General features: G+C 42.3%; 16 protein-coding genes. 7 read left to right on the top strand and 9 right to left on the bottom strand.

Annotated elements, in window-relative coordinates; all coding sequences use genetic code 11:
* Positions 1 to 192 precede the first annotated feature (192 nt).
* Positions 193 to 2,184, top strand: coding sequence for a M61 family metallopeptidase (locus M917_RS08335; RefSeq protein WP_021814364.1), 1,992 nt, complete (start codon positions 193 to 195; stop codon positions 2,182 to 2,184).
* On the opposite strand, the gene copM is transcribed toward M917_RS08335, so the two are convergent.
* Both copM and M917_RS08325 read right to left on the bottom strand, forming a co-directional pair.
* The gene (gene copM / locus M917_RS08330; RefSeq protein ID WP_021814363.1) at positions 2,181 to 2,948 is read right to left on the bottom strand and encodes a CopM family metallochaperone; all 768 of its coding nucleotides are present in this window, start codon (positions 2,946 to 2,948) and stop codon (positions 2,181 to 2,183) included. The two genes, M917_RS08335 and copM, sit on opposite strands and share 4 nt — an antisense overlap.
* 189 nt (positions 2,949 to 3,137) lie before the next feature.
* Positions 3,138 to 3,752 (bottom strand): pseudouridine synthase, encoded by a 615-nt coding sequence (locus M917_RS08325; protein WP_021814362.1) that lies wholly within the window; start codon positions 3,750 to 3,752, stop codon positions 3,138 to 3,140.
* Positions 3,753 to 4,120: 368 nt separating this feature from the next.
* Between M917_RS08325 and icd the strand changes: the two genes are divergently transcribed.
* Positions 4,121 to 5,380 (top strand): NADP-dependent isocitrate dehydrogenase, encoded by a 1,260-nt coding sequence (gene icd, locus M917_RS08320; protein ID WP_021814361.1) that lies wholly within the window; start codon positions 4,121 to 4,123, stop codon positions 5,378 to 5,380.
* A 152-nt stretch (positions 5,381 to 5,532) separates the two neighbouring features.
* Here icd and M917_RS08315 read toward each other — a convergent pair whose 3' ends face one another.
* Positions 5,533 to 7,752 carry an NADP-dependent isocitrate dehydrogenase gene (locus M917_RS08315; protein WP_021814360.1) on the bottom strand — a complete coding sequence of 740 codons (2,220 nt, stop codon included), beginning with the start codon at positions 7,750 to 7,752 and terminating at the stop codon, positions 5,533 to 5,535.
* 757 nt (positions 7,753 to 8,509) lie between these two features.
* Here M917_RS08315 and M917_RS08310 point away from each other — a divergent pair.
* The 4 genes from M917_RS08310 (at position 8,510) to glyA (ending at position 12,778) form a co-directional block, all read left to right on the top strand.
* Positions 8,510 to 9,853 carry a GNAT family N-acetyltransferase gene (locus M917_RS08310; protein ID WP_040642400.1) on the top strand — a complete coding sequence of 448 codons (1,344 nt, stop codon included), beginning with the start codon at positions 8,510 to 8,512 and terminating at the stop codon, positions 9,851 to 9,853.
* A gap of 23 nt (positions 9,854 to 9,876) precedes the next feature.
* Complete coding sequence (locus M917_RS08305; protein ID WP_021814358.1) at positions 9,877 to 10,416, top strand: chorismate--pyruvate lyase family protein; 540 nt, start codon at positions 9,877 to 9,879, stop codon at positions 10,414 to 10,416.
* A 119-nt stretch (positions 10,417 to 10,535) separates the two neighbouring features.
* A complete protein-coding gene (locus M917_RS08300) occupies positions 10,536 to 11,003 on the top strand; it encodes an SH3 domain-containing protein (RefSeq protein WP_021814357.1) in 468 nt (155 codons plus the stop codon).
* A gap of 518 nt (positions 11,004 to 11,521) precedes the next feature.
* Entirely contained in the window at positions 11,522 to 12,778 is a 1,257-nt protein-coding gene (gene glyA, locus M917_RS08295) for a serine hydroxymethyltransferase (RefSeq protein WP_021814356.1), read from the top strand.
* 71 nt (positions 12,779 to 12,849) lie between these two features.
* Here the strand turns inward: glyA and M917_RS08290 are convergent, their stop codons facing one another.
* The 6 genes from M917_RS08290 to M917_RS08260 form a co-directional block, all read right to left on the bottom strand.
* Positions 12,850 to 13,905 carry a DUF262 domain-containing protein gene (locus M917_RS08290; RefSeq protein WP_021814355.1) on the bottom strand — a complete coding sequence of 352 codons (1,056 nt, stop codon included), beginning with the start codon at positions 13,903 to 13,905 and terminating at the stop codon, positions 12,850 to 12,852.
* Entirely contained in the window at positions 13,902 to 14,639 is a 738-nt protein-coding gene (locus M917_RS08285; RefSeq protein ID WP_021814354.1) for an FRG domain-containing protein, read from the bottom strand. Before M917_RS08285 ends, M917_RS08290 begins: the two co-directional genes overlap by 4 nt.
* A gap of 206 nt (positions 14,640 to 14,845) precedes the next feature.
* On the bottom strand, positions 14,846 to 16,120 hold the full coding sequence (gene gltS / locus M917_RS08275; protein ID WP_021814353.1) for a sodium/glutamate symporter: 1,275 nt from the start codon (positions 16,118 to 16,120) through the stop codon (positions 14,846 to 14,848).
* 89 nt (positions 16,121 to 16,209) lie between these two features.
* Complete coding sequence (locus tag M917_RS08270) at positions 16,210 to 16,584, bottom strand: barstar family protein (RefSeq protein ID WP_040642360.1); 375 nt, start codon at positions 16,582 to 16,584, stop codon at positions 16,210 to 16,212.
* A 1-nt stretch (position 16,585) separates the two neighbouring features.
* Entirely contained in the window at positions 16,586 to 17,347 is a 762-nt protein-coding gene (locus M917_RS14515) for a ribonuclease domain-containing protein (RefSeq protein ID WP_021814351.1), read from the bottom strand.
* Between the two features lie 203 nt (positions 17,348 to 17,550).
* The gene (locus M917_RS08260) at positions 17,551 to 18,852 is read right to left on the bottom strand and encodes a glutamate-5-semialdehyde dehydrogenase (RefSeq protein WP_021814350.1); all 1,302 of its coding nucleotides are present in this window, start codon (positions 18,850 to 18,852) and stop codon (positions 17,551 to 17,553) included.
* A gap of 446 nt (positions 18,853 to 19,298) precedes the next feature.
* On the opposite strand from M917_RS08260, the gene M917_RS08255 reads away from it, so the two are divergent.
* Positions 19,299 to 19,628, top strand: coding sequence for a hypothetical protein (locus M917_RS08255; protein WP_021814349.1), 330 nt, complete (start codon positions 19,299 to 19,301; stop codon positions 19,626 to 19,628).
* Positions 19,629 to 19,826 lie beyond the last annotated feature (198 nt).

Below are 19,826 nucleotides of genomic sequence, written 5' to 3'. Positions count from 1 at the left end.
TTGCGATGGCTCATATAACTTTCAAGGTAAAAACAATAAAAAATGCTATTTAATGCCGAGAAATGTCATATTTTACTAAAATAAACGCTATTTTCTGTGTTTTGGTGATGATTATGACGTATTCACGGTTTGTCCGTTGCGTTTTTGAATCAGTGCTTCTACCATAAAGGTAAAAATAAGGATAAAAAAGACATGACTTCAACTTCCAATACTCAGTCAACGAATGCCAGTAGCTTTAATACCAATAACAATGCAAATGCAAATATCGAAATAGAGGCTGATATCAGCTATCGATTCGATTTTGAGCGTTTTTTTGAGCATTTGGTTGATGTATCGCTCACCTTTACGGCAGCGACAGATGCGCCTCAGCTTTGGTTGCCAGCGTGGATACCGGGCAGTTATTTGATGCGTGAGTTTGCTCGAAATATTACAGCGGTACATTATCAAATAACGGAGGGTGATAAACCGTCTGAGACTTATCGAGCCCAAAAAGTAGATAAAAATACGTGGCAGTTACCGCAATCAAAGCTAGGGCAGACAGTAAACGTAGCGTATGAAGTCTATTGTTATGATTTATCAGTGCGTACCGCTTATGTCGATCAGCAGCGTTTGTATGGGAATTTTACCTCTTTGGCGTTGGCAGTCGATGGGCAAGAAAAAACACCAGTAAAAGTAAATTTGGTTGTGCCAGCAGCATTTTTGGCAGGCAAGGATGATAATCTTGTACTTTTGGCATGTGGTTTAGAGGCGACGCATCTACGTCTTGATGGGCAGCATAGCTACGGACTACAGGCAGACAGTTATCACGACTTGATTGATTATCCTTTTGAAATTGCAGAACAAGACAGCTTTGATTTTATTGTTCATGATAGTACGCATCAAACCCTAGCGCATAAATTTTACCTCTCAGGTAAGCACAATGCCAATATGGGCAGATTACAGCAAGATATGACACAGATTTGCCAGAGCTATCTAGATTGGTTGGGTGACGCGCCATTTAGTGATTATACTTTTATGACGTTTGCCAGTGGTCAGGATTACGGCGGTCTTGAACACATCAATTCGACCAGTCTGATCACGCCGCGTCGTGACTTGCCAAGTTTCGATGAGCCAAAGCTACCAAGTGCCGACTATCAGCGATTTTTGGGACTGTGCAGCCATGAGTATTTTCACTCATGGTGGGTCAAAACCGTGCGTCCAGATGTCATGCTAGACGCGGATTTGCGCCGTGAAGCATACACGCCGTTGCTATGGGTATTTGAAGGTTTTACCTCTTATATCGATGATTTTATGTTGCAAGCATCGAATGTGATTGACAAGGCAAGCTATCTTAAACTGCTGGCTGAACAAATCAACCGTTACTATCAAACCTCAGGGCGCGCGCACCAAAGCGTCGCCGAGTCTAGCTTTGATGCGTGGATTAAATTGTATCGCAGTGACGAAAATACGGGCAACGCGGGGATCAGCTACTATAATAAAGGCGCATTGGTGGCGTTGTGTTTGGATTTGACCTTGCTGCAAAAGAGCGCAGGTCGCTATCGTTTGTTTGATGTGGTTAAAGCGTTTTATACTCAAGCCAAACAAAATGATAATAAACGCATTGGTATCAGTGTTGCTGATATGGGCGTAGTGATTGGTCAGTTCATGCCGCTGGCGGAATGGGAAGATTTTGAGCGTCGTTATGTCAATGGCGTTGAAGAGTTGCCTATTGAAGCGCTGTTAGCAGAAAATGGCGTCAAGATTCGTACCAATACCACAGAGACGGCTGATAAGCACGTTCCTTGGGGCATACGGTGTGTCGAAATGCCCACTGGACTTAAGATCAATCGGGTACAACGTGATAGCGTTGCTGCCAAAGCTGGACTCTCGGCGCATGATGTCATTATTGCAATTGATGGTATCAAGGCTGATAACAAGCAACTGGTATCGCTCAGTAATGCAGAGCGCGACGTTGAATGTTATTTCTTTCGCCGTGATGAGCTAATGTCTGTCCATGTGCGGCCTCAAGCCACTATTGAGGCACAGCAAGGCATTACCGGTCTCAATGCAAGTATGGAAACGGTATTCCCTCATAAAGTAAGCCTACATTTAAAAACAAGTAGTGTACCTTCAGAGGGCGATGATCATCGTTTACAGGTAAAAGCAAGCTGGGAGACTTGGCTTAATGTCATGGAACGTTATTAGGTTGAAGGCATGTTTTCATTAGTCTCAAGGGCAGTAAGCCAATTCTCCATCAGTTCAATCTCAGTCTGCTGGGTGTCGATGATGGCTTGTGCCAATTGACGCATTTCCTCGTCAGTACCATATTTGAGCTGTATTTTTGCCATCTCTACGGCGCCAATATGATGCGGTAACATACCACGTGCAAATGCCACGTCAGGCACAGGGTCGGCGATTCCCATTACCATGTCACCGTGCAATGCATCCATGCTCCTCGCATATGCCTGCTGCATTGCTTCGGTATTGGGTTTAGGTTTAGCGGCATCAGGGTGGCTCGCGAGCCATTTATTTAAAGTATCAATTTCGACCTGCTGATTGTCGATAATGTCTTGAGCGAGTTGCCGCATGGCATCATCAGTGCCATACTTTAACTGAATCTCCGCCATATCTACTGCACCGCGATGGTGTCCCAGCATGCCTTTAGCAAAAGCGGTATCAGGGTCGTTATAACCCATACCGATCATCATCTCATCATGCATTTGAGTCATCGATTTTGTGTAGTCTTTAAGCATGTCAGTCATTTGTGTCTCATCGTTGACGCTTTCACTTTCTACTATTGCATCATCAGTCATGCTTTCGTGTTGAGCATGGGACATTTCCGTCACTGGCGGCGTTATTTCTTCTACAGAAGCAGATTGTTCATCCTTGGTTGCTGGTTGACAGGCACTTAATAGAAGTGCAGAAGAAATGCTCGTAGCCAACAAGACAAAACGATGAGAAGCAATCATGACATATTCCTACTATAAAAAATTGAATAAAATGATAAGTGAGTCAGACCTACTCTACATAACCAATGATGTGCTGAATTTTAGCAGATAAATCTTACCCATTCGAGACGCTATGTTTAACAAGTCGTAGGCTTTATATAGTCAATCCACTATGTAAATTGAATACAATGTTGCTAGAATAAATTTGTGCTAATCGATAATGCCTAATTGCTGATAGTGCGTGCTATTTAAATGAATGCACACAAACTCGCCCACCGCCAAACCACCCAATTCAAACCCTGCTACAGACCAGCGTATTAAGCGTAAACAAGGTAGTCCGACATGAGCAGTCATGCGTCTTACTTGACGGTTTTTACCTTCATAAATAGTGAGCATCAGCCACGAGTCCGGCACACTTTTACGCTCACGAATAGGCGGGTCACGTTGCCAGAGTGGCATTGGTAGCTCGTCTTCACTGACGTGTTCGATATCGGCAGGCAGGGTCTTACCGTCTTTGAGAATAACACCACGTCTAAGCTGGCTGAGTTGCTCAGTAGTAGGGATGCCTTCGATTTGCACTAAGTAAGTCTTGCCTTGTTTACGCCCAGCATTGGCTTTTGGCGGATGGGTAATGGCTTTATTGACTCTGCCATCACTCGTCAAAATCAACAAGCCTTCTGAGGTGGCATCAAGTCTACCAGCCACTCGCAACGATTTATCCGTAAAATACTGTGAAAGGGTGGTGTGGTCATTGTTGCTATCATCGCGAAACTGACTTTGTACCCCATAAGGTTTATTAAATAAAACGAGACTAGAGGGCGACATAAAATGGTATTTCCTAAACGTAAATCATAAATGAATGATCGTGATGTGTAATCAATCTACTACAAAACCAATAGTATGCTACTGGTATGGACTTAGAGGTGTTCAAAATCCATGCTATAATAGCGGTATTTATATTGATGATACTTAAATAGTGGCTATGTGCCAGAATATTTTTGCTAAACCCTTTATTCTAGTACACTGGCTAAGATAGTGCTCGGCATTTTCACCACCATACCGCAAGTGCGGTGCTCCTCCTCGTTTGCTTAGCTAACAAGTGTCTAGAACGTCACAATTATAATAGAATGGCTAGCATAACAAAGTAGTAAGTGCGCTTGCGATACCTAACATACAACCAAGGAGTTTTATCCATGTCTTATGATAAGGTTATCGTACCAAGAGACGGAGAAAAGGTTACCGTAAACGCTGATTTGTCGTTAAATGTGCCTAATCATCCTATTATCCCATTTATTGAAGGTGATGGTATCGGTGTGGACATCACGCCTGTCATGATAAAAGTGGTCGATGCGGCAGTGGATAAAGCCTATCATGGTAAAAAATCCATCGTTTGGATGGAAGCTTATTTGGGCGAAAAAGCGGCCAAAGTGTATGATGGTGAATACCTGCCAAATGAGACGCTAGAGATTTTAAAAGACTACGTTATCAGCATCAAAGGCCCATTGACCACGCCAGTTGGCGGCGGTTTTCGTTCCCTAAACGTTGCGATACGTCAAGAGCTTGACCTGTATGTCTGTCAGCGTCCAGTACGCTGGTTCGAAGGTGTGCCAAGCCCTGTTCACCATCCTGAATTGACAAACATGGTTATCTTCCGCGAAAACACAGAAGATATCTATTCAGGTATTGAGTGGAAAGCCGGCAGCGATGATGCCAAAAAAATCATTAACTTTTTAAAAGAAGAGATGGGTGTCACCGAGATTCGTTTTTCTGATGACTGCGGTATCGGCATCAAGCCTGTATCAAAGGAAGGGTCACAGCGTTTGGTGCGTAAAGCCATTCAGCACGCCATCGATAATGATCTGCCAAATGTAACCTTGGTACACAAAGGTAATATCATGAAGTTTACCGAAGGGGCATTTAAAGATTGGGGTTATGAGATTGCCGCAGAGCGTTTCGGGGCAGAGTTGTTAGATGGCGGCCCTTGGATGACGATGAAAAACCCAAAAACGGGTAATGATATCATCATCAAAGACGTGATCGCTGATGCGTTCTTGCAGCAAATTCTGATGCGTCCGGCTGATTATTCGGTGGTCGCGACTTTGAACCTAAACGGTGACTACATCTCTGATGCGTTAGCGGCAGAAGTGGGCGGTATTGGTATTGCACCAGGTGCTAACAAAGGTGGCGCGATTGCTGTCTATGAAGCGACACATGGTACTGCACCAAAGTATGCAGGTCAGAATAAAGTAAACCCAGGGTCATTAATTTTATCTGCTGAGATGATGCTACGTGATATGGGTTGGACCGAAGCGGCTGATCTTATTATTAATGGCATCCAAGGTGCTATTGCCAATAAAACAGTGACTTATGACTTTGAGCGTCTCATGCCAGATGCGATTTTGCTTAGTACGTCTGAGTTTGGTAAAGCGATCATTAAGCATATGGATGCTTAACTGACTCGTTTTCATGATTGGTACAAACAATTATGATTGGCACAAAAAACACCCCTCAGATCTAAATTCTGAGGGGTGTTTTGTTTATGGTAACTTGAGCCAGCTTAAACGCCTTTAGATAAAAGCAGTTTAAGCCCTGCTATCCAAGTATATTACAACGATGCTAGAGTCTCATTGAATAAAGCGCTTGGACGCATGACTTGCTCAGCCAGTTTCTCATCCGCTAAGTAGTAGCCTTTGATGTCTACAGACTTGCCTTGAGCGTCATTCAACTCTTTGACGATAGCTGCTTCATTGCTTTCAAGCTTTTGTGCAAATGGGACGAATTGGGCTTTTAGATCAGCGTCTTGATCTTGTGCGGCCAACTCTTGCGCCCAGTACATGGCAAGATAGAAATGACTACCACGGTTGTCTAATTCACCTGTTTTGCGTGATGGTGACTTGTCATTTAACAACAGTTTTTCGGTTGCTCTATCAAGTGTATCGGCCAGTATCTTCGCTTTGGCATTTTTGTCATTCTCTGCCAAATGCTCCAAAGACACTGCTAGGGCCAAAAACTCACCCAATGAATCCCAACGTAAGTGGTTTTCTTCTACAAGCTGTTCAACATGCTTTGGTGCAGAACCACCAGCACCCGTTTCAAACAAACCACCGCCCTTCATCAACGGTACGACTGACAACATTTTTGCACTCGTTCCGAGCTCTAGAATTGGGAACAAATCGGTTAGATAATCTCTTAAAATGTTACCTGTTGCAGAAATAGTATCTAAACCGCGAGCAACGCGCTCTAAGGTATAACGCATGGCGCGAACCTGAGACATGATTTCGATGCGCAAGCCTTCGGTGTCATACTCTTTTAGATACATTTTAACTTTCTTGATGAGTTCATTCTCATGTGGACGATATGGGTCTAACCAAAAGATAACGGGCGTATCTGATTCGCGTGCGCGGCGTACAGCAAGTTTTACCCAATCTTGGATAGGCTCATCTTTAACCTGACACATGCGCCAGATATCACCCTCTTCAACACGTTTTTCAAGTAAGACTTCATCAGTATCCACGTCGACAATACGGGCGATACCCGCATCGCTAGATTCAAAAGTCTTGTCGTGTGAGCCGTATTCTTCGGCTTTTTGTGCCATCAAGCCAACGTTAGGAACCGTACCCATCGTGGTTGGATCGAAGTTGCCATGCCATTTGCAGAAGTTAATCATTTCTTGGTAAATGCGAGCAAAGGTAGACTCTGGCATGACTGCTTTACAGTCATACATTTTGCCATCAGCACCCCACATTTTACCACCTGAACGAATCATCGCTGGCATAGACGCATCGACAATCACGTCACTGGGTGAATGAAAGTTGGTGATGCCTTTTGAAGAGTCAACCATGGCGAGACGTGGGCGATGCTCTTGGCAGGCATGCAAGTCTTGTTCAATCTCTTCGCGTTTTGATGCTGGAAGGGTAGAGATTTTGTCGTATAGGTCAGCCATGCCGTTGTTGACGTTGATGCCCAATTCATCAAAGAAAGCACCGTGCTTCTCAAACGCGTCTTTGTAGTAGATTCTGACTGCGTGTCCAAACACGATAGGATGTGACACCTTCATCATGGTGGCTTTTACATGCAGTGAAAACAAGATGCCAGCTTCGCGGCAATCTTCCATTTCACGCTCATAAAACTCTAGCAATGCTTTTTTGCTCATAACCATCAGATCGATGACTTCTTTATCAAGCAAAGCAATTTTAGGTTTTAATATCTTTTGAGTGCCATCATCAAGTAATAACTCCATACGTACGGTACGGGCTTTGTCTAAAGTGATAGATTGCTCGCCATCATAGAAGTCGCCGCCATGCATGTGTGATACGTGCGTGCTTGACCATTGCTTCCACTCACCCATAGAGTGAGGGTGTTTACGAGCGTAGTTTTTGACCGCTTTTGGTGCGCGGCGATCTGAGTTACCCTCACGCAATACTGGATTTACAGAACTGCCTAAGCTTTTGCCATAACGCTTACGAAGTTCTATTTCTTCATCAGTTTTAGGATCATCTGGAAAGTTAGGTATGGCATAGCCTTTGCTTTGTAGCTCTTTAATGGCCGCTTTTAGCTGTTGTACTGAGGCACTGATGTTTGGCAGTTTGATGATATTGGTGTTTGAATCTTGCGTCAGACGACCCAGCTCAGCCAAATTGTCAGGAACGCGTTGTTCTTCAGTTAAATACTCAGGAAATTCAGCCAACACGCGCGCGGCAACAGAGATATCGGTGGTTTCAACAGAAACGCCTGCGGTTTGTGTAAATGCCTTAACAATAGGCAAAAATGATAGGGTTGCAAGCGCTGGGGCTTCGTCAGTTTTTGTATAAATAATTTTTGACATTTTAGTAGTGTCTTCCTTTAGGCTGGAGTTAAAAATAAAACGCAGATATGAGGCTGAATATACTTAAATGGTACTATGCAATGCTGAACGACGTGCTCAAGTCCACCATATCTGCGCTCTTAGAAATTTTTGAAACTGCTTAACACTTCTTTTTCGTAAACCTTCTTTAAAATAGTACTTTATGGCCATGTGCTGATATCATTTGGCCGTCAATCCACTAGCCGTCCATCAACTATAAAGCAGCGTCGATGTCAATCTCGTATAGTGAACTAAGTATACTGTTTTCGCTCATATCCTATGTATTTGAATTATATTAAGCTAATAACAACCTTATTCTACCAGCCATCCGCTTCGATATCATCTTTTCCATACAACTACTGTCTTTTCATTCTAAAAATAATCATGCATGCCTTGAGTAAACTTTCCCCGCTTGTCGCTTATTCTGTAAGCTTACAACTTTAAAAATTCATATTTATAGATACGTCATCTTAATAACATTTTTTTATTTTAGTCTGCCCATATTGTCTTTTTATCCCCTTTTATATCACGTCTCAACTTCATTTTTATGAAAAACAACCATAAAAAATCATCTGTAATAACTGTCAGTGGTTTTTTATTAAATTCAGAAATATGTTTGCAAATTGTGACAGCAAACTGGCAAAAATTTGCTAGGCTAGATTGCTAACCGATAAGGTATCGGCACATACATCGCGACTGTAGTGATTAATGATAGTGGCTAATGATAGTGATTATGAATATGAATCTAGAATACGCTTTGATGAATGACACCAGTTGGCAGAATCAAGCTGACTGGCAAACGCCAGATACGCCATTTATGTCGTTTGCTTTTTGGCAAGCGCTGGCAGACACGGGGGCGATTGGTGAGGAGGCAGGATGGCTACCGATATTTATTTTGGTACATCGTGTTGCTGATAACGAAGATAGCATTGATAGCGCAGCAGACCGTGCGGCGGACACAGCACTACAACCTGTCGCGGTGATGCCAGTATTTATAAAAGGCCATCATCGCGGCGAGTTTGTATTTGATCACGCATGGGCAGAGGCTTACGCGCGTTACGGGGTTGATTACTATCCAAGGTTAGTCACCAGCGTGCCTTATACGCCGATTACGGGTCAACGATTGTGGTTGGCAAAAGGTGAAACGTTAAATGAGAGTATTATAAAAACAGCCATCGCGGGCATTGACGATATTGCCCAGCAAGTGGGTGCTTCAAGCTGGCATGGGCTGTTTGTCACGCCTGAACTGGCTGCCGTCGCGACCGCCGCTATGCCAACTGATATCGACGTAGCACTTATCATTGCAGCACAAGATAACGGTATAGAGTCGCCGCCTATTGACCTGCCAATACTAGAGCGACAAGGCTGTCAGTTTTTATGGCAAAATAAAGACTTGCTCAAAGACAGTCAGCCATTTGCAGATTTTGAGGCATTTTTAACAACGTTAAAAGCCAAAAAACGCAAAACCATCCGTGCTGAGCGTCGTAAGGTTGCAGAGCAAGGCATCACCTGTCAACGCAAATGCGGTGATGCTATCACGGATGAAGATTGGAAGGCTTTTTATCACTGTTATGTCATGACGTATGCGGTACGCGGTCAGCATCCTTATTTAACGATCGATTTTTTTATGGCTTTGGCGCAAGACATGTCTGAGCATCTTATGCTCGCGCAAGCGCTAGATCAAAATGGTGACATTATCGCCAGTAGTTTGTTCTTATACGATACTCCTGAGAACGACAGTGTTAGTGATACGACGACTTTATACGGTCGCTACTGGGGCGCGCTGGGTGAATACGACAGCTTGCATTTTGAGCTGTGCTACTATCAAGGCATTGAGTTTGCCATAGAGCAAGGTTTGAGGTATTTTGATCCGGGCACGCAAGGGGAGCATAAATTGATTCGAGGATTTATTCCGACGACAACGCATTCTCTCCACCGTATTTATGATCCGCGTTTTGTACCAGCGATTAGTGATTTCTGTACTCAAGACCGACTGCATATGACCCAATATCGTCAGCAAGCGTTTGAGTCTTTGCCATTTAACGCAGATAACATGCCTGATTTTGATGCCACTAATTTTTAATCCTTCGTAATTAGCCGTTTACTATGTCCAAAAATCACGTTTCTTTTACCCCTGTTTTACCTCCTACTGAGCTACTACCGTGGCTTAATGTTGAGGGCTCTCTCACGGCTGTACTAGAGGCCAAAGCAGGGCAGCCTTTGCACGTAAAGCGCGGTTTTGAAGGTTATCGATTGTTGTCACTAACCCAAAAAAAGCAACTGGGTATACAAGGCATCATGATCAGTCGTCCCATGCTGGCTTGGGTGCGCGAGGTACAACTCTATGGCAATGATGAGCAGCCTTGGGTAAAAGCACAAAGTGTCTTTCCATTACCCAGTCTGGTCGGTCGTGCACGTCGTCTGCAACAGCTCAAAGGCACGCCCATCGGTTATGTACTATTCAAGCGCAGTCGCACACTGCCCAACCAACGCTTCATTCAGCATACAAGTGAGGGCTGGCAACGGCAAACGCGTTATGATTGGTATGGCCGCTCATTGCTCATCAGCGAAACCTTTTTGCCTGCGTTTTTGTCTCATGATGCCGATAAGGGTGATATAACTACGGACGCTATAAATAAAGTTTAATATATAAAAATACAGCTAATTATTGATTAATAAATTAACAGTTGTCTGGTAATTTGAGAATATGGTATAAATGCAATTTAGTAACATTACTATACTTTTCTTAACATCAGGAACTTCCTATGAGCGTCAAAAACCCATTGTTATCCTTGTTTGCAAAATCTGCAATTTTGCTAGCGGTTAGTACCGCTATGTTTGGTTTGTCTATCAATGCAAACGCTGGTTTTTTGGATAGTATTTATGAGGCACAAAGTACCATTAGCTCAATCGGTAGAACGGCCGATAGCATTAGGGGTAGTAAACAGTCTGTGTCTAACTTAAGTGAAGATATGGGTTTTGCAGACTTAGTCAATCAAAATAACCAAAGCAACCAATCCAACAAAGAAAAGCCAGTTTCTGGTTCTATATTATTTGGCAAATTACAAAGCACTAAGCTCTACTCACAGGCCAATAAGTCTTCTAGCCCTATCGCTATCCTAGCTCAGCAGGACATCATGATATATATGGGTACTGAGCAAAATGGCTACTACCATGTGGAGAGTGACAAAGGTGAAGGTTGGGTATCGAAGCCATTAGTCAGTATTCAATAGTTTATTATCTTTATTTTATTAGAGTTATGTTTTAATGAAGTCTATGTATCTATAAATTAGTGTGTCGTGCAAAAAATAGACCTTCCAAAATGGCTGTTTTTCAAATTATTGATAACTGTCTATGATTTAATTCTATATAAAATCGTACGTTATTTAGCTGTGTTATATAGCCATTTAATTTGCTCATCTTAAGGTGGGCTTTTTTGCGCTCGCTGCCCAAATTTTCATGTTACACTTAATCTTTAGCGATGCTTTCGATGCAGGCCTGTATCGAGTTTATTGCCGAATGGGATAAGCTGCTGACAGATCGATTGCTCTCGCTTATCCCTATTAATATTTGCTAATAGCCTCCATTTACAATAATGGTCATACCATAAAACAGCGTAGATAAAAACAGAGTGCAGAGGTATCAATGATACGTCGAGCGACGTTGACGCAGTATTCGTTTTATTGTGGGCATGCTATCAGCTTTTTTTTCAATGATATTTCCAACGACAGTCACTACTTAGGACATTACTATGTTTAAAGATATTTCTATCAAAGATTTTGATCCAGTACTTGCTGAAGCGATGGCCGCAGAAAGCGTTCGTCAAGAAAATCACATCGAATTGATTGCCTCTGAAAACTACTGCTCACAAGCAGTAATGGAAGCGCAAGGCACTGACCTAACTAACAAATACGCTGAAGGCTATCCTGGTAAGCGTTACTATGGTGGTTGTGAGCATGTAGATGTCGTTGAACAATTGGCCATTGACCGCGCAAAAGAGCTGTTCGGTGCTGAGTATGTCAACGTTCAGCCACATTCAGGCAGCCAAGCAAACTCTGCCGTATTTTTAGCATTACTAGAGGCCAATGACACCGTACTTGGCATGAGCCTAGACGCTGGGGGTCACTTGACGCATGGCGCACACATCAACTTCTCAGGTCTGAACTACAATGCTGTACAGTATGGCTTGGTAGATGGTACTGGTCTTATCGATTATGACCAAGTAGATAGCTTGGCACGTGAGCACAAGCCAAAAATGATTATCGCTGGTTTTTCAGCGTATTCGCAAGTAGTCGATTGGCAGCGTTTCCGTGACATCGCAGATGAAGTAGGTGCATATCTATTGGTCGATATGGCACACGTCGCTGGCCTAGTGGCTGGCGGTGTATATCCAACGCCAGTACCTTTCGCTGACGTTGTCACAACTACCACGCACAAAACCCTACGTGGCCCGCGCTCAGGTATGATCTTGGCTCGTGATGAGAAGCTTGCCAAAAAACTAAACTCTGCCGTATTCCCAGGCAACCAAGGTGGCCCGTTGATGCATGTCATCGCGGCAAAAGCGGTTTGCTTTAAAGAAGCGTTAGAAGATAATTTTAAAACGTATCAACAGCAAGTGGTTAAAAACGCGCAAGCCATGGCGAAAGTCATCCAAGAGCGCGGTTATGAAATCATCTCTGGTGGTACTGAAAACCATCTCATGCTGATCAGCTTAGTTAAGCAAGAAATGACCGGTAAAGAGGCCGATAAATGGCTTGGCGACGCACACATCACTGTGAACAAAAACGCTGTGCCAAACGATCCAAAATCCCCGTTCGTGACGTCTGGTATCCGTATCGGTACACCAGCCATTACTACTCGCGGCTTCAACGAAGCGCAAGCAGGTGATTTGTCTGGTTGGATTTGTGACGTACTAGACAGCCGTGGTGATGAAGCCGTTGCGACAGAAGTACGCGGTAAAGTTGAAGCAATCTGCAAAGAGTTGCCAGTTTACGAAAAAAACCAGTAAGTGTTAGTTAGCCCTTATTAAGGGTTGTATAAAATAAAAAACCGCTTGGCTTTTGCTAGGCGGTTTTTTTGTTAATCAAGCTTGAGATATTCGGAGAGTATTCTCAACCTTTCTCTAATGTTTGAAACATCATTGGTACCATGCTGAGAAAGCCTGTCATATTCAAGTAAATCATAGTCAGCATCTTCATATTTTATTTCTGCAAGCTTTCTATTATCTTTGACTGACTTATCAAACTCATAGAGTTCAACTCTCCGAATGTCTTTACCTAATTGAATGGATTTTTTAAACAGTAAGTAATAAACAACCATAATACCTTGAGTTCTCAGCAAGTCATCCTTATCAGAGAAAACAGTGTTCATATTTTCTAAGACGCTTGTTACGTTAGCTTGGAAGCAAGAAACCTCATCATATTTTTCTTTATAGTTTTTGACCATACTATCTAGATATACTTTTTTAGTATCAATTAATTTATTGTGTTCATGACTTGAAGTTTCAACAAGTAGAAATCTTGCAGAAACTTCCATGTGTTGATACCGTGAATTTCTGAATTTAACTTTTTTAATAAATAATGGATGTTGTGAGATTTCACGAATGGCCGATACCATAGCTCCCCCAAACGCATTTCTCTTTTCAGCAGAATTCAAGGGCACAGCTTCATTAAGTCTAGAGAACATATCTTCAATTAAGTCAATATCATCAGAGCTAACACCTATTATAGGTAGAACGAAAGAATCAAATTTTATTTTTATTTTTGGATGTTTTTGCGCGATATCTTGATAGGTCATTCCAGCTAGTTTTAGACTTTCATCATCTTGATACTCAAAGTCATCAGATAATGGAAAACCATTATCCATAAACCACCAAATAGTTTCTAACCGCTGTCTACCATCAATAATAGAGTATTGTTTTCCTGTTTCTTTTTTTTCTTCTCTAGTGAATTTATGAAAATATATTTTAGGTATATCATAATCATTAAGAATAGAATCAATTAAAAGTTTTTTCTTCTCGAGAGTCCAAACGCTTCCGTTTCTTTGATACTCTGGTGATATTTCAATCTCATCTTTTTCAGAAAAAACTCTTAAAATTGTAGTATTTTGCAGAGGGCTTGTTTCAATATAACTCATTGCATCTTATCCTTAAGTAATAGTCCAATACTAGAAAGCTCTGGGAAAAGAGAAAACCTATTAAAGCTTAATAGCTCTAACTCTTTTTTTAATCTCAACTTACTCTCTTTAGGTATCTTATATTTGAAAATTTGTTGATTAATGTCGCAGTAATCTTCAAGTGGCTTATCTTTTAAATGATGAATAGTAAAAACGCCTTGTTGAGCTTGAATTCTAGCATTATTTCTAGTAGCTATTGTCGCAATAGGATTCATCTGTATACGAGAGTTTCTTAAGCTTTGTATTCCATAGTTTGTAAGATGAACATCATCAAAAGATGGAATATAATACTTATTTTCATCCTCAATATTTGCAAGTTTATTTAACTCGATGGGCTTAAGCATCCAAAGAGTACCATCACTGAGTAAGTGGTCTTCTTCAGATATTGCGAAATATAGAGAAGCTAAAGCACTTTCAGACCAATCTAGCAATCTAGTCTGCACTCCGTAATGCTGCATTAAAAACATCCAATCAAAATCGCTTTTAGGACTTGTATCTATAAGCATTGATGCTGATTGTTTAAACCTAGTTAGTAGTATTTCTTCGCTTATTTTCTTACTGCTACGAAATATTCCAGGTAGTAATTTCCAATCAAAGCAAGCTTCACCTCTAAACCATACATCTTCATCGTAATCACCAATATCTTGGTTTAAGTTTTCAATTAAGCTACCAATTGATGTAATTTCTCTTTCCATGTTTTTTCCAGATTTTTATCAAATTTCGTTTAGAAATATTGCTCTGTTACCAGTATATCTTATAAGTCTTAAGTACAAACAAAAATCTTACTTCAGTGAAGGTAAAGCTAGATCCAAGCTATACTATTTAGATATAAGAAAGCCCCAACTATATAAATATAATTGGGGCTTTCTTATGTTAATACAGTCTGGTTTAAAAACTAAAATCACATAAACGGCAATTTGGTAAATATCTGCAATACCGTGGCATTGACGATATCAACGAAGAAAGCACCAACCATCGGTACAATCAAAAACGCCTTGGGCGAGGGTAGATAACGGTCAGTGACTGCCTGCATATTGGCAATCGCCGTTGGCGTTGCACCCATACCAAAACCACAATGACCCGCTGACAACACCGCCGCATCGTAGTCTTTACCCATCACTTTAAAGGTTATAAAGTAAACATAAATGATCATAATGACGGTCTGCACCAGCAAGATAATCAAGACAGGGCCTGCCAAATCAGTCAGCTGCCATAGCTTCAATGATAGCAATGCCATTGCCAAAAATAGACTCAAAGAGGCGTTACCAAACACATCAATCGAGCGGTCAAACATATCAAAATTGAACACAGTGGTTAAGACGTTACGAATGATGACGCCACCTGCCAGAGCCCAAACGAAGGTAGGTAGCTCAAACCATGTGTCTTGAGCAACAAGGGTCATTACATCAGCAAACGCCAACGCCGCTGCAAATAGCGCCAACGTCTCAATCGTAGAAGACGCAGTGATAAAACGCATACTATCAGGTCTTTCAAAAATCTCTTTATTGCTGTGCGCTGAATCTTCGTCATGCTTGGTGCTATAAAGTGACTGCGCGCCAGCGACTTTTTCGATGTCACTAGGATTGGGATTGGGAACAGTTGGTTTTAGCCCAAGTCTTTGAATCAAACGGCGTGCCACTGGACCACCTATGATACCACCAGCGACCAAACCATAGGTAGCCACTGCGATACCCAATGTCGTCGCACCGACCACACCATATTCTTGCTCTAAGGTAATACCCCAAGCACCTGCCGTACCATGACCACCAGTCAGCGCGATCGAGCCTGTTACCAGCCCAAGTAAGGGATCAAGTCCCAGTACGCTCGCCATTGCTACGCCAACGATATCTTGTAGCACAATAAATACTGACACTACGATGGTAAAAATCAATAATGGCGTTCCACCGGCTTTTAAGCGACTAAAATCAGCACTGAGACCAATAGAAGCAAAGAACATTAGCATGGTTGCGGTCTGCAATCCTTGGTGAAAGTTAAAGCTATATCCCCAAACGATATTGAGAACATAGACCACAACCGCTGCGACCAAGCCCCCAGCCACAGGTTCTGGAATATTAAAGTCTTCTAAGAATTTAATCTTTTTTACCAAAATACGCCCAAGTAATAGTACTAAAGTGGCTAATATCAGCGTGTAATAGCCATTTAAGGTAATTTCCATAGGTTAATCCTTTTTTTACAAATAAATTAACCTGAATTCGGGATAAATATGGCTTTATCTCGAATTCAGGTTTAGGCGATGATGAGTAGTCAAGCCTCATTAGTAGGAGATATAATAACCCACAATTGTGGCTTACCAAACTCTCTGTAAGCATCGTTGATAATGCTTTTAAAAACATTGAAATCTTCGGTATTTATTTTTTCTACTGTGGTTAGATTTAGTATTAGATGCGTGACTGCGCTGTCTGTCAAACAGTCCCACGCACTATCCCAGTTAGGTGAGAAGTAACTTGGGAAATCACAGGCATGGGCTAAGTGTGTTAATAACGTGGCTTTATCCAGTACTTCACTCACAGATATGTTAACAGCCTGTGCCGGAATGCTCGTACTTATTGCTGTACCGTTTTGGTTAATGTGATTTTGATTAACGTGGTCTTGATTAACATAGTGGATGGCTTGGCTCATATTATTTTACCTGTAGTCTGCTAAAGCTATCGTAATGGTCAACGGTCAGATAGTAAACGGTTGGTGGATGGCCACCTGTGACAATACGCCGTGCGCCGCGATGTGACACTCCAACAGTAGGAACCGTATATTCGCGGTAGTAGCCTTGCGACTGTGCTGGCAGTCTGCCTTCGCGATTATAAAAGGTCGTGCCATCTTTTTGCGGATAAGGGAAAGGCCCGCCTTGCTGAATAAGCGCAATAGTGTGATCTATTTGCGCATCACTCGTTATACCGGTAGTTGCGGCTTGATTTGAGTTTTCAGATGCAGAATGAGTTAGTGAGGTTTGCGCATTATCTTCAGCAAAAAAAGCAGAGTTTATATCACCAAAAAAGTAAACCGCGACAGCGATGAGTGCTATTAGACTGAATAAGGTTGATAAGGCGCTTCTTTTATAATGGCCGCCGCGCTGATGGTTCTGGTCACGACGACTCTGGTATGGTCTATTATTAGCGTGATTTTGACGGCTAGTATTTGAATCGTGAGGTGTGAGATCCGATACTGAGGTGTCTAAAATACTCAATGTGTTAAAAGTAACTTCGGTTGCCCGTAATTGATTTTTGTCATTACGTTCACTATTAAAGTAGACTTTTTGGCCAACGCTAATGGGCTGCGACAAGCGAACTTTACTCACATGAAAAAATACATCTTCACTCTGATTATCCACATCGATAAAGCCATAACCTTTATCTTGGTTCCAACGTTTAATCTTGCCACTTTGCATAGGCTCAGTTTCCTATAAAAGGTCTCAGTGAGGAGACCATATGTTTTATGGTGGTTGTGTTTTATGGTAGTTATATTTTGTGGTGCTTGCGCCACATATTCGACGCTAATAAAAAAACGCCAGCTATTGGGCTGACGTTTTTTATAGATTATACGTGAAGTGAGAGGATAGCGGCTAATCGTATTTTTTGGGTTTGGTATTGGTTAAGCGCGCGTCTCACCATGACCATAAACGATCCATTTTTGTGAGGTAAGACCTTCTAGTCCAACAGGGCCACGGGCATGAATTTTGTCAGTCGAAATACCAATCTCAGCACCCAGCCCATACTCAAAACCATCGGCAAAACGGCTAGAGGCATTAATCATTACGCTCGCTGAATCTACTTCGCGGATGAAACGTTGAGACTTAGTATAGTTGTCAGTAATGATGACATCAGTATGATGGCTGCCGTGGGTATTGATATGGTCAATCGCCTCATCGATACCTGAGACGACTTTTACCGCTAAGATAGGCGCTAGATATTCAGTATCCCAGTCCTCAGCAGTTGCGGCAGACAGATGACCTTTAAGAGTCGCATTGTCATTTAAAATGGTTTGTGACTGATCATCAAGGCGCAATTGCATCGCATCATCAGCGGCTATGATCGCTTCAGCAATCTTTGGCAGTAGCTCGTTGGCGACTGCTTCATCGACCAATAGCGTCTCCATGGTATTACAAGTGCCGTAGCGATGGGTTTTTGCGTTGACGCTGACGTCAATCGCGATTTGGGCATCTGCATCGCTATCGATAAAGGTATGACAATTGCCATCTAAATGCTTAATCACAGGCACACGGGCATCACGGCTGATACGCTCAATCAAGCCTTTACCGCCGCGTGGCACGATGACATCGACATAGTCAGTCATGGTAATCAGCTCGCCAACAGCGGCGCGATCGGTCGTTTGTAGTACTTGCACACTGTGCTCCGATAGACCGACTTTTTGTAGACCTTCTAAGATACATTTGGCAATCGCTTGATTGGATTCAAACGCTTCAGAGCCGCCGCGCAAGATAATCGCGTTGCCTGATTTTAATGCCAATGAAGCGGCCTCTAACGTTACGTTAGGACGCGACTCATAAATCATACCGACCACGCCAAGTGGCACACGCATTTTGCCCAAATGAATCCCTGATGGCTGATAAGTCATATCCGTGACTTCACCAATAGGATCGGGCAGGGCGGCGACGTCTTTTAGACCTTTTAGCATTCCATCGAAACGCGCGTCGTTTAGCTCTAGACGGTCAAGTAAGGCGGCATCCAAATCATTATTTTTACCATTGTTCATATCAATTTTATTGGCGGCCAAAATAGCTTGTTTGGCGTTTTTTAACACTTCGTGAATCGCCATGAGCGCTGAATTTTTATCGCCCGTATTGGCAGCGGCAAGCGCGCGAGAGGCTGCTCGTGCTTGTTTGCCGACGGATTGCATATAGGCGACGATGTCTGTGGTATTCGATTGACTCATAAATTATTTCCTTATAGTGATAAATGTTTTATAAAAATACAAGCGCCAATAAGGCGAATTTTTAGCAAAATTAGCACAAAGAGATTTTAGTACCCATAGGGTATTACGCTACTTAACATAGAGGAGATTGACCCGATAGTAAAGACGATTTTGTGAATAGCCCCTGTTTTATAAGGCATTTATAATCATTTTTTTATGCTATTCACACTATATTATGTTTGAGTTGAGTTGGTTGTAATAGGATACCAGCATCACCAAAGACCAGTCAAAAAGCAGATTTGTCGTTACGTACCTTTAACAGAACTGTGTTGTAACTACTAAGGTCGTCGCAATCAATCATAAGTATAGTAGCTACTAAGACTGTGGGCGAAAGCAGTTATCAAGTGACTGATCGCTCACAATATGATTATTAATTAAGTATCAATGGGTACTTACGGAGAATAGAAATGGCTAAGACAAATCGCAGTATCAATAAAAGCTGGTTGACGGTTGGATTGGTCGCAGCGGCATTAACGCTAAGTGCTTGCGGCAACAAGGAGGAGTCACCAACGGAAACTGAATCGCCAGTTGATGCACAAACAGCGGTGGAAGAAGAGGCCACTGGTACTGCAACGGCAAACAGTGACGTTGCTGTGGCTGGTGCAAATGACGATGTGGCTGTTGCTAGCGCTGATGGTATAGCAGTGAGTGACACTGATGATGTAGCGGTAGCGACTGCTGATGACTCGGAAATGTTAGATGGCACTGAAAGCTCAGAACATGTTTCAACCTATTAGGTCGTGATTATTTCAACGGTGATTATTTAAGCGGTGATTATTTCAGCAGTGATTATTTCAGCAGTGATTATGAAATCGTTAGTACTGTTTTTAAATAAAACCATTTTTAAACAAAACCACTTTTAGATAAAACCACGCCCAGTCAGTTTAAGTGATAAAATAAAGCTCAGCGCTGTCAAGACAGTCTGGGCTTTTTTA

The sequence above is a fragment of the Psychrobacter aquaticus CMS 56 genome (assembly GCF_000471625.1).
In the GTDB taxonomy this organism is placed as follows: Bacteria; Pseudomonadota; Gammaproteobacteria; order Pseudomonadales; family Moraxellaceae; genus Psychrobacter; species Psychrobacter aquaticus.
This window is presented reverse-complemented; position numbering and strand designations above follow the sequence as displayed.